Annotated in this window: 6 protein-coding genes; 1 reads left to right on the plus strand and 5 read right to left on the minus strand. The window is 64.3% G+C overall.

Going from position 1 to position 11,288, the window contains the following annotated elements; all coding sequences use genetic code 11:
* Positions 1–213 precede the first annotated feature (213 nt).
* Positions 214–2,202: a response regulator gene (locus tag J7573_RS24395; protein ID WP_294340957.1), complete on the plus strand. Its 1,989-nt coding sequence runs from the start codon at positions 214–216 to the stop codon at positions 2,200–2,202.
* Positions 2,203–2,208: 6 nt separating this feature from the next.
* Here the strand turns inward: J7573_RS24395 and J7573_RS24400 are convergent, their stop codons facing one another.
* The 5 genes from J7573_RS24400 to mexE all read right to left on the minus strand — a co-directional run bounded on the left by J7573_RS24400 (position 2,209) and on the right by mexE (position 10,989).
* Complete coding sequence (locus J7573_RS24400) at positions 2,209–3,813, minus strand: response regulator (RefSeq protein ID WP_294340958.1); 1,605 nt, start codon at positions 3,811–3,813, stop codon at positions 2,209–2,211.
* Between the two features lie 104 nt (positions 3,814–3,917).
* Positions 3,918–4,973, minus strand: a complete 1,056-nt coding sequence (locus J7573_RS24405) for a tetratricopeptide repeat protein (protein ID WP_294340960.1) — start codon at positions 4,971–4,973, stop codon at positions 3,918–3,920.
* A gap of 167 nt (positions 4,974–5,140) precedes the next feature.
* A complete protein-coding gene (locus J7573_RS24410) occupies positions 5,141–6,559 on the minus strand; it encodes a TolC family protein (RefSeq protein ID WP_294340962.1) in 1,419 nt (472 codons plus the stop codon).
* A complete protein-coding gene (locus J7573_RS24415; RefSeq protein WP_294340963.1) occupies positions 6,556–9,735 on the minus strand; it encodes an efflux RND transporter permease subunit in 3,180 nt (1,059 codons plus the stop codon). The genes J7573_RS24410 and J7573_RS24415 overlap by 4 nt, the downstream gene beginning before the upstream one ends.
* Before the next feature lie 12 nt (positions 9,736–9,747).
* On the minus strand, positions 9,748–10,989 hold the full coding sequence (gene mexE / locus J7573_RS24420) for a multidrug efflux RND transporter periplasmic adaptor subunit MexE (protein ID WP_294340964.1): 1,242 nt from the start codon (positions 10,987–10,989) through the stop codon (positions 9,748–9,750).
* Positions 10,990–11,288 lie beyond the last annotated feature (299 nt).

Consider the following 11,288-nt stretch of genomic DNA (forward strand, 5'->3'; position numbering starts at 1 on the left):
CTATGCTATTGCTCGATGCCAGCGCGGTGCGTCGAATGTGATGCGGTTTACCGTGCAGCTATTGCAGGGGCAAATCGTCGGGCAGATGATGCGCAAACGGAATCTTTACCCAAGAACAATGGTGGAATCACGACAGTGTTCGTAAACGACACGCCGCGCAAACCGTCAATGCAATGCATGGAGCTCGCCACTCGGCCGTCAAAGGCAGAGGGCATGGCTGAGAAGGTCGCGCGGTTCGACTGGCGATACAGCACGCTCGGGCCGCTGCCGCACTGGCAGGCACCTTTGCGCATCGCGGTCGACATGATGTTGCTTTCGCCGTTTCCCTGCGCGGTGGTCTGGGGCGCCCAGATGACTGTGATTCACAATGATGCTTACGTGGATTTGCTCGAGTCTGACGGCCACGCCTTGGGGCAAGCGTTCGACAGGCTGTGGGCAAAAGCCTGGAAGGACATCGGCCCCTGGGTGTTCAAGGCGCTCGAAGGGGGTTCGAACTTTGTCGAAGACCAGCCGCTATGGCTTGCGAGCAAGCAAACCGGCAGCCAAGTCTGCTACGCCTTCAGCTACACACCGTTGCGCGATGAGCAGCACGAGGTGGTGGGGTTCCTGCATACGGTGATCGAAACCAGCGCCAGCGTCGATGCGCATGATGAATGGCGCGAGCAGGCGTTGGCGTTCGAGCGGCAGATCGAGCGCATAATGGCGGATCGTGATCATATCTGGCAGCTTTCTGGCGATGCCATGATCGTTGTTACCCGCGACCTGCGGCTGCAATCGGCCAACCCGGCCTGGCAGCGCGCGCTGGGTTTGACCGAAGACCAGGTACGCGACAAATCGGTTCTGGAGCTGGTTCACCCTGGCGATCGGGCCGAGGTGGAGGTTGCGGTGATGGGCTTCGTCAGCAATAGCGGTGTTGAGCAGCTCGAGACGCGCATGCGCCACAAGGACGGGCACTATCGCTGGTTCCGCTGGACGGCGAGTTTCGACGGTACATTGCTGACAGCCGTAGGGCGTGACATCACGCAGGACCGTGAAGATGCCTTGCGCCAATCTGACACCTTGTTGCGCGCCACCCAGCGGCTGGAGGCGGTCGGCCACCTGGCAGGTGGCATGGCTCACGAGATGAACAACCTGCTGTCGGGTATCGGCGGCAGCCTGGAGCTCATGCAGCGGCGCATGGACCAGGGGCGCCTGGAGCACATCGATCGCTATGTGACGCTGGCCAGCGATTCGGTGCAGCGCGCCATGACACTGACTCATCGGCTGCTGGCATTCTCCCGCCATCAGCCACTTTCCCCCAAGCCACTCGACATCAACCGCCAGTTGGCTGCCATGGCACCGCTGTTGTGCCAGGTGTTGGGGGCTGAAATGCAAGTGAACTGGGAGCTTGATGTAGAGCCCTGGACCATCTGCCTGGATGTCGCGCAGCTGGAGAATGCCCTGGTGAACCTGTTGGCCAACTCGCGTGAGGCGTGCCTCGGGAGTGGCGTGGTGACACTGCGCACGATCAACAAGCGCCTGGAGGCGCCATTCCCCGACGAGCAAGGCGTACCTCCCGGTGACTATGTCGCCTTGTATGTCACGGACGATGGCCACGGCATGCCTGAGGTGGATCTGGCCAGGGCGTTCGAACCGTTCTTCACCACCAAGCCGATGGGCCACGGTTCCGGGTTAGGGCTGGCGATGGTCTATGGCTTCGTCGGCCAGTCGGGTGGCCACATCTGGCTTGAGCCAGCGCCTGATCGCGGTCTCAGGGTCTGTATGTTGTACCCGCGTTGCCTTGAGCACATAGCGCAGGAACCCGCGCAATCGGTATCTGCTGTAACACGGGCCAGCGGCCAACGCGTGCTGCTGGTCGATGACGAGGAAAACCTGCGGTCGGTGATGAAGGAGTACCTGCAGGAGCGTGGCTTCGACGTGTGCGATGCGCGGGATGCAAACTCGGCGCTCGATCGCTTCCGCCACCATGGCCCTTTCGACCTGGTGATCACCGACATCGGCCTGCCGGGTGGTTTCAGTGGCCGGCAGGTCGCCAGGGCGATGCGCATGGTCGTGCCGGATCAGAAGATTCTGTTCATTACCGGGTTCAACGACCAACCATTAGGCCCGCAGCTGTCCGAGGCGCCAGGCACGGCGTTGATGCTCAAGCCTTTCGCCTTGGCCAGCTTGATGAACCAGGCCCTGCTGATGCTGAGCGATTGAACGGGCTCAGGGACTACCCAGCATGTGGGCAACCTGTGCCTGCAACTGCTTGAGCTCGAACGGCTTGCAGATCAGCTGCATGCCTGGCGCGAGAAACCCTTCGCGCGCCATCGCCGTCTCGGCGTAGCCAGTGATGAACAGCACCGGAAGGTGCGGGCGAAGCGTGCGGGCGATCTCGGCCAGTTGCCGGCCATTCATGCCCGGCAGGCCAACGTCGCTGACCAGCAGGTCGATCGCCTGCGTTGTACGCAACAGCTGCAAGGCCTCGCTGGCATTGCTGGCACTCAGGCAGGGATACCCCTCATCTTGCAACGACTGGCGAAGCAGGTCGCGGACATGGGGATCATCCTCGACCACCAGTACATGACGGCCTTTGCTGACAGGTGATGGGTGCGGTCGGGAGGCCTGGGGCTGTTGTGGATCAAGATGGCGTGGCAGGTAAAGGTCGACCTGTGTGCCATGGCCAATCTGGCTGAACAGTGCAACATGTCCGTGGGACTGCTTGCTGAAGCCATATACCATCGACAGGCCAAGGCCGATCCCCTGGCCCACTGGCTTGGTGCTGAAGAAGGGCTCGAAGGCGTGCTCGAGGGTGCTCGCTGACATGCCTTGGCCATCATCGATGAAGCTCAGGCAGGCATAGTCACCCGTCACCAGCCCGCCGACGGCGAACTGCAGCGCATCGATCTGACGATTACTGGCTTCGATGCGCAAGTTGCCCCCGTTGGGCATCGCTTCGCAGGCATTGACCAGCAGGTTGTTCAGCGTTTCCTGCAATTGCTCGTCGTCCGCTTGCACGGCCCAGAGGTCTGCGGGAAGGTTCAGTTGCAGGCATACCGCGTTGTCGAGCATGGCCTCGATACGTTGTGGTTGCAGCAGCGCCAGCAGGTCGATGCGCTGATTGTGCAGCGATTGCCGGGAAGCGAAGGCCAGCAGGCGATGGGTCAGCGTGGCTGCACGGGCAACGGCTTCCTGGCCTCTCTGCAGGATCGCTTCAAGGCCCTCGCTGCGGCCGTGTTTCAGACGCCTGTCGATCAACTCGAAACAGCCACCGATGCTGGTCAGCAGGTTATTGAAGTCATGTGCCACGCCACCGGCCAGCTGGCCGACCGCCTCCATCTTGCGGCTCTGCTGCAAGGTCTGGTCGGCGCTCGCCTGTTCTTCGGCGCGCTCATCCAGGCGTTGTTGCAGGTCGAGCATGTGGTCGCGTGACAGGTACTGGCGGCGCCGGTTGCGTAACGCCGACTGGGTCAGGATCAGCAACCGGTCATCGTCGAACGGTGCGGCCAGCAGGGTCAGGTTGCCCAGCGCAAAGTTATCGGCCGAGGCTGTGGTCGCAGCGGTTTGTGTCAACAACACGATGGGCAGGTCAGACCAGGCTGGTTGCTGGTCGATATAGACGCGCAGCAATTTGGCAGCGTCAACGGTAAGGGTCTGCTCGGCGATGATGGCCATGCCGGCGCCTTCGAGCAGGCAGGCCTGCAGCTTGGCCATATCATGCGTGCAGAGGCAATCGACACCGGCGGCCGCCAGCAACAGTGAAGTGTTTCTGGCAAGCTGTGCCGGCGCCAGGATCAGAGCACGTTCGTCCATCGTCGCCGAACTGGCCAATGCGATTCTCCTGAAACGGCCGGCAAGGCCAATGTGTGCCCTTGCTGCCGTCAACTGTCCGATACCCACTGGACCACGGGCACTGGCCCAGGGTTCAACGCAATCTACAGCCCCTGTTGCAGGAAGGGATCATCCGGGTTTTGCCGCTCCAGTTCAGCCAGCAGCACCTGAACGTTCTGTAACTGGCCGGATTCCTTCCAGTACTGGATCAGCAACACCCGCGCCCGGCGATTGGCTGGCTGGTGGCTGAGCAAGGTTTCCAGCTGCTTCTGCGCGGCATCGGACTGATCCAGCTCGTGCAGGGTCACGGCCAGCGTGTAGCGATAGTCGGCATTCTCCGGCTCCAGCTCCACCGCGCGCGACAAGGCCAGCAGAGCGTATTCGCGCTGATCATGGCGGATCAGCCACAGTCCAAGCTCGTACTGCAGGAACGCCGAATCCGGGCGCAGTGCCAGGGCCTTGGCCAGCACCTGGCGGGATTGGTCATGGTGGCCTTGGCGTTCCAGCAAACGCACCTGGGTGGCCAAGGCGTCGAGGCCATCCGGGGCCACGGCAAGGCTGCGCTGCAGGGCTGCAGCCGCCTGGTCGTAGTCATTTTCGTGCAGGTACAGGCGCGCCAGGTGCACCTGGGCCTCGGCGTCGTCGGGTTGTTTTTCCAGGGCCTGCTGGTATTGCTCCAGCGCAGTCTGCAACGGGCCGAAATACAGGCCGATGGCATCGGGGTCGAGGCCGAGCAAGGCATCCACGGCGGCGAAGCGCACGCTCTGCTCGTCATCGTCCAGCAGCGGCCCCAGCACCAGGCTGCGCTGGGAGGGCGGCAGCAGCTTGCGGATGCTGGCAATGGCTGCGCGGCGCACCAGCGGATCATCGTTTTCCAGGTCCAGGCGGGCCAGCTTCAGTGCCTGCGGCGATGGGTAGTTGGGCAATTCGGCATACAGTGCGGCGCGACGGATTGGCGTCAGGTCATCACGCTGCAGTTGTTGGTACAGCACCCGGGCGGCACCTGGCAAACCGTCATGTGCCTGGCGCAGTGCCTTGCCGTAGCTGTGTGGCGGCAGTACCGGCGCTGCGGGCTTGTCGTCGCGGCGCAGGAATACGATGGCGATCGTCACCAGGATCAGCAGCAGTAAGGCGATCAGGTAGCGGTGGCGTCTGGGCATCGGGCGCTACGGTCCATGGCGGTGGGAAGGCAGAGCTTGGGGCAGAATGCCCTGGGCTGCAAGCCGCAGGGTCGCCAAGGGGCCATAAAAAAGCCCCGCAGGCCAAGGCCGGCGGGGCAAACGGTTGGGGGAGGAACCAACCAAAGGAGTCGTTGAAACGGGTCGGATCAGCGTGCGCTGGCGACGGTCTCCGGCTGCCAGCCGCCGCCGAGGGCCTTGTAGATCGAGACGATGCCGCGGTACAGGTCGACTTCGCCCTGGGCCTGGGCGTCTTCGGCGCTCAGGCGTTCGCGTTCGGCGTCGAGCAGCACCAGGTAGTCCACCGTGCCCTCGCGGTAACGCACCGAGGCCAGGTCGGCCGCTTTGCGGCTGGCCTCGCTCTGGCGTATCAGCGACAGCAGCCGCTGCTGGGTCTTGTCGTAGTCGCTGAAGGCGTTGGCCGACTCTTCCAGGGCCAGCAGCACCTGCTGTTCATAGTTGGCCAGGGCGCCCTCGGCGTCTGCCTTGGCGCCGCGCAGGCGGGCCCGCACGCTACCCAGGTCAAATGCGGCCCAGGTGATGCTTGGCCCCAACGCCCAGGCATTGGCTGCCGAGGAGCCGATTTGCGAGCCACGGGCGGCGGTGAAACCGAGGAAGCCGCTGAGGCTCACCCGCGGGAACAGGTCGGCGGTGGCCACGCCGACATTGGCGGTGGCGGCGGCCAGCTGGCGCTCGGCGCTGCGGATATCCGGGCGGCGGCGCAGCAGCTCGCCTGGGTCGCCCACCGGCAAGGCCTTGGCGATGGCCGGCAAGGCTTTGGGCGACAGGTCGACGCTCAGCGCGTCCGGGCGCTGGCCGAGCAGGGTGGCGATGCGGTGCCGCGCCCGGGCCTGTTCGGCTTGCAGCTGCGGCACCGTGGCCTCGACACCCGCCAGGCGGGCATCGGCACGGACGACGTCGAGGTCGTTGCCAACCCCGGCGTCGCGCAGGGTCACGGTGATGCTGCGCGACTCTTGCTGGGTCTTGAGGTTGGCCACGGCGATCTTCTCGCGCAGTTGCGCCCCGCGCAGCTGGCCATAAGCGTCGACCAGTTCGGCGATCAGGCTGACCTGCAATTGTTGCAGGTCGGCCTGGGCCACCGCTTCCTGGGCCTCGCTGGCCTCGATCTGGCGCTGGATACGGCCGAACAGGTCAAGCTCCCAGGCCATGTCCAGGCCCAGGTCGTAGCGCTCCTGGTTGACGCGCTGGGTGGTCTGGCCGGGAACCTGGCCTTTGCCGATCTCGCTGCTGGCGCGGCTGGTGACCACCGGCAACTGGTCGTTGGCGACGTCATCATGGATCGCCCGGGCTGCCTTGAGTCGGGCGAAGGCCACGCGCAGGTCGCGGTTGCCGTCCAGCGATGCCTGCACCAGCTGGTTCAGCACCGGGTCGTCGAACTGCTTCCACCACACGCTTTCGAAGCGGCTGCGGTCGAAGGCGTCGGCCTGCACATCAGCGCTGTCGAACTGTGCGGGCTCGGTGTCCGGGGTCTTGTAGTCCGGGCCGACCGCGCAGGCTGCCAGGGCCAGCGCCAGCAGGCTCGGGGTCAAAGGTTTGAGCAGGTTCATGCATGGTTCTCCAGCACGGGGGCGTGCTCGGCCTTGCGGGCCTGGCGACGCTCGACGAAGCGGCGGATCAGGAAGAAGAACACCGGGGTCAGGAACAGGCCGAACACGGTCACGCCAATCATCCCCGAGAACACCGCCACACCCATGGCATGGCGCATTTCCGAGCCGGCACCGGAGCTGAACACCAGCGGCACCACGCCCATGATGAAGGCGATCGAGGTCATCAGGATCGGCCGCAGACGCAGGCGGCAGGCTTCCAGTACCGCAGCCAGCGGGTCGAGGCCCTTGGCTTGTTCATCCTTGGCGAACTCGACGATCAGGATCGCGTTCTTGCACGCCAGGCCCACCAGCACGATCAAGCCGATCTGGGTGAAGATGTTGTTGTCGCCACCCGACACGATCACCCCGGTGATGGCCGACAGCAGGGTCATCGGCACGATCAGGATCACCGCTAGCGGCAGGCTCCAGCTCTCGTACTGGGCAGCCAGCACCAGGAAGGCCAGCAGCACGCACAGCGGGAACACGAACAGCGCGGTGTTGCCCGAGAGGATCTGCTGGTAGGTCAGGTCGGTCCACTCGAAAGTCATGCCGTTGGGCAGTTCTTGCTTGAGCAGTTTCTCGATCGCCGCCTCGGCCTGCCCGGAGCTGTAGCCTGGGGCTGCGGCACCGTTGATCTCGGCGGTGATGAAGCCGTTGTAGTGCATCACCCGGTCAGGCCCGGAGGTGTCGCTGACCTTGAGGAAGGTCGCCAGCGGGATCATCTCGCCGAGGTTGTTGCGCACCTTCAACTGGCCGATCTGCTCGGCATCGAGGCGGAACTGCTGCTCGGCCTGGACGTTGACCTGGTAGGTGCGGCCAAAGCGGTTGAAGTCGTTGGTGTACAGCGAGCCCAGGTAGACCTGCAGGGTGTCGAAGATGTCGGTGATCGCCACGCCGTGGGTCTTGGCCTTTTCCCGGTCGATGGCGGCATCGACCTGCGGCACGTTGACCTGGTAGCTGGTGAACAGGCCCGCCAGTTCCGGCACGTTGTGGCTCTTGGCGATGATGTTCTGGGTTTCCTTGTACAGCGCTTCGTAGCCCAGGTTGCCGCGGTCCTCGATCTGCAGGCGGAAGCCGCCGATGGTGCCCAGGCCTTGCACGGGCGGAGGCGGGAAGATCGCGATGTAGGCGTCCTGGATGTCAGCGAACTTGGCGTTCAGCGCGGCGGCAATTGCCGCGGCCGACTGGCTCGGGTCCTTGCGCTCGTCGAACGGCTTGAGCGGGGTAAACACGATGCCGCTGTTCGGGCTGTTGGTGAAGCCGTTGATCGACAGGCCCGGGAAGGCCACCGAATCGGCCACGCCCGGCTGCTCCAGGGCGATTTCGCTCATGCGCTTGATCACCGCCTCGGTGCGGTCGAGGCTGGCCGCGTCAGGCAGCTGGGCGAAGGCCACCAGGTACTGCTTGTCCTGGGCCGGCACGAAACCGGTCGGCGTGGACGAGAAGCCCAGGTAGGTCAGGCCCATCAACCCGGCATACAGGAACAGGGCGATGCCGCTGGAACGGATGACCCGGCGCACGCCGCCGACATAACTGTGGCTGGCACGGTCGAAAAAGCGGTTGAACGGGGCGAACAGCCAGCTGCCCAGCAGGCGCTCGAGGAACCGCGAGAAGCGGTCTTTCGGCGCGTGGTGGTCTTTGAGCAGCACGGCAGCCAGTGCTGGCGACAGGGTCAGCGAGTTGAATGCCGAGATCACCGTGGAAATGGCGATGGTCAGCGCGAACTGCTTGTAGAACTGCCCGGTAAGGCCAGAAATGAACGCGGCCGGTACGAACACCGCGCACAGTACCAGTGCCGTGGCGATGATCGGCCCGGTCACTTCACTCATGGCTTTTTGTGTGGCTTCCAGCGGTTTCAGGCCCAGCCCGATGTTGCGCTCGACGTTTTCCACCACGACGATGGCGTCGTCCACCACGATACCGATGGCCAGCACCAGGCCGAACAACGACAAGGCGTTGAGCGAGAAGCCGAACAGGTGCATCACCGCGAAGGTACCGATCAGCGAGACCGGCACGGCCATCAGCGGGATGATCGAGGCGCGCCAGGTCTGCAGGAACAGGATCACCACCAGCACGACCAGAATCAGGGCTTCGAACAGGGTGTGTACCACGGCTTCGATGGAGCCACGGACGAACACGGTCGGGTCATAGACGATGCTGTAGTCCATGCCTTCCGGGAAGTCCTTTTTCAGCTCGGCCATCTTCGCCCGCACTTCGTCGGAGATCTCGATGGCGTTGGAGCCTGGGCGCTGGAAGATCGGGATGGCCACGGCCGGCTGGTTGTTCAGCAGCGAACGCAGGGCGTACTGGCTGGAACCGAGCTCGACCCGGGCGATGTCCTTCAGGCGCGTGATCTCGCCATCGGCACCTGCGCGGATGATGATGTTCTCGAACTCTTCTTCGTTGACCAGGCGGCCCTGGGTGTTGATCGACAGCTGGAAGCTGGTCGAACCGGGGGCGGGCGGGGCGCCCAGCTGGCCGGCGGCGACCTGGCGGTTCTGCTCGCGGATCGCGGCCACCACGTCGCTGGCGGTCAGGTTGCGCGACGCGGTCTTGTTCGGGTCGAGCCACACGCGCAGCGAGTAGTCGCCCATGCCGAACAGCTGCACATCACCGACGCCGCCCAGGCGCGCCAGCTCATCCTTGATGTTGAGGATGGCGTAGTTGGACAGGTAGAGCATGTCATAGCGGTTGTCCGGCGAGGTCAGGTGCACGACCATGGTCAGGTCGGGCGAAGCCTTGTCGACGGTGATGCCGATCCGGGTCACTTCCTCTGGCAGCTTGGGCTGGGTGCGGGTGACGCGGTTCTGCACCTGCACCTGGGCGTTGTCCAGGTCGGTGCCCAGGGCGAAGGTGATGGTCAGGGTCAGCTTGCCGTCGGCGGTGGACTGCGAGGACATGTACAGCATGTTCTCGACACCGGTGATGGCCTGCTCCAGCGGCGCGGCGACGGTTTCACCGATCACCTTGGGGTTGGCACCGGGGAAGTTGGCGCGCACCACCACGGTGGGCGGTACCACTTCGGGGTATTCGCTGATCGGCAGCTGGAACAGCGAGATCGAACCCGCGATCAGCAGCACCAGCGAAAGCACCGCGGCGAAGATCGGCCGGGTAATGAAGAATTTCGAAAAGTTCATCGGTGTGGTCCCTTAACCGCGTGGCGCCTGGGCGCTGGCGACTTTTTCGGTGGAGCCCGCTACTTTCTGCACCGGGTTGCTGGCCTCGAGGGCCTGGCGCTGTTGGGCGAGGGCGGCGAGGGTCTGTTCACTGGCCATTGGCGTCTCGATCGGGGTCACCGGCGAGCCAGGGCGTACGCGCTGCAGGCCCTTGACCACGATGCGATCGTCCTTGGCCAGACCGCTGCGCACGATGCGCAGGCCTTCAAGCTTCGGCCCCAGTTCCACGGCGCGGTAGGCGGCCTTGTTGTCCTTGTCCATGACCAGCACGAACTTCTTGCCAAGGTCGGTGCCGACCGCTTCGTCGTTGATCAGCACGGCGTCGTACTGGGCGCTGCCGACCAGCTTCAGGCGCGCATACAGGCCGGGTGTGAACTGGCCGTCGCGGTTGTCGAACACGGCACGGCCACGGATGGTGCCGGTGCGCGGGTTGACCTGGTTGTCGACGAAGTTCATCTGGCCCAGGTGCGGGTTGCCGGTTTCGTTGGTCAGGCCCAGGTACACCGGGGTGCTCTGGCCGCGCTGGCCTTCACGCGCCAGCTGGGTGTACTTGAGGTACACGCGCTCGTCGGCGTCGAAGTAGGCGTACACCTTGTCGGTGGAGACCACGCTGGTCAGCGGCGTGACATCGGCAGTGACGATGTTGCCGGCGGTGAATTCGGCGCGGCTGACGCGGCCGCTGATGGGGGCGGTGACGCGGGTGAAGCTGAGGTTCAGACGGGCCAGGTCGAGCTGGGCCTGGATCGCATCGACCCCGGCGCGGGCTTCGGCAGCGGCGCTGCTGCGCGACTCGGCAAGCTCGGCGGAAATGGCGTTGCTGTCACGCAGGCGCTCGCCACGGCGGGCTTCGTTGGCACTGCGGATGGCGGTGGCCTTGGCCTGTTGCAACTGGGCTTCAAGGCGGCGGACGTCTGCCTGGAACGGGCGCGGGTCGATCTGGAACAGCAGGTCGCCTTTCTTCACCTGGGCACCTTCGGTGAAGGCTACCAGGTCGATCTGGCCGGAGACCCGTGGGCGCACTTCGACGGTTTCCGGCGCTTCCAGGCGGCCGGTGAACTCGTCCCATTCGTTGATCGGCTGCTCGATGACCTTGGCGACGCTGACCTTGGGCGCGGCGGGAGCCTGCACGGCGTCGGGGGTGCGGCCACAAGCGCTGAGCACCACCACTGCCAGGGCAGCGAGGGGGAAGCGCAAGGGTTTGAGTGAGTGATCCATGGAGAACTCCGCCAATGTATTAGTAGTGGGCGGAGTGTGAGTGTCTTGCGCGTGGCGCACGAATCGAACGGAGCGAAAGCTATTATCACGCGCAATGATATGTCTGGATCAAACATCGATGGCGGGCATGTGACGGTGAGTGCGGGTAAGCTCTCTAAGGCTGTACCGGCCTCTTCGCGGGCACGCCCGCTCCCACAGGTACTGCACAAGCTCTGAAAGAAGTGCGGTCCCTGTGGGAGCGGGCGTGCCCGCGAAGAGGCCGGTACAGCCTTAGAGAGCTTACCCGCACTCACCGTCAC

The organism is Pseudomonas sp., assembly GCF_017744435.1.
GTDB lineage: Bacteria > Pseudomonadota > Gammaproteobacteria > Pseudomonadales > Pseudomonadaceae > Aquipseudomonas.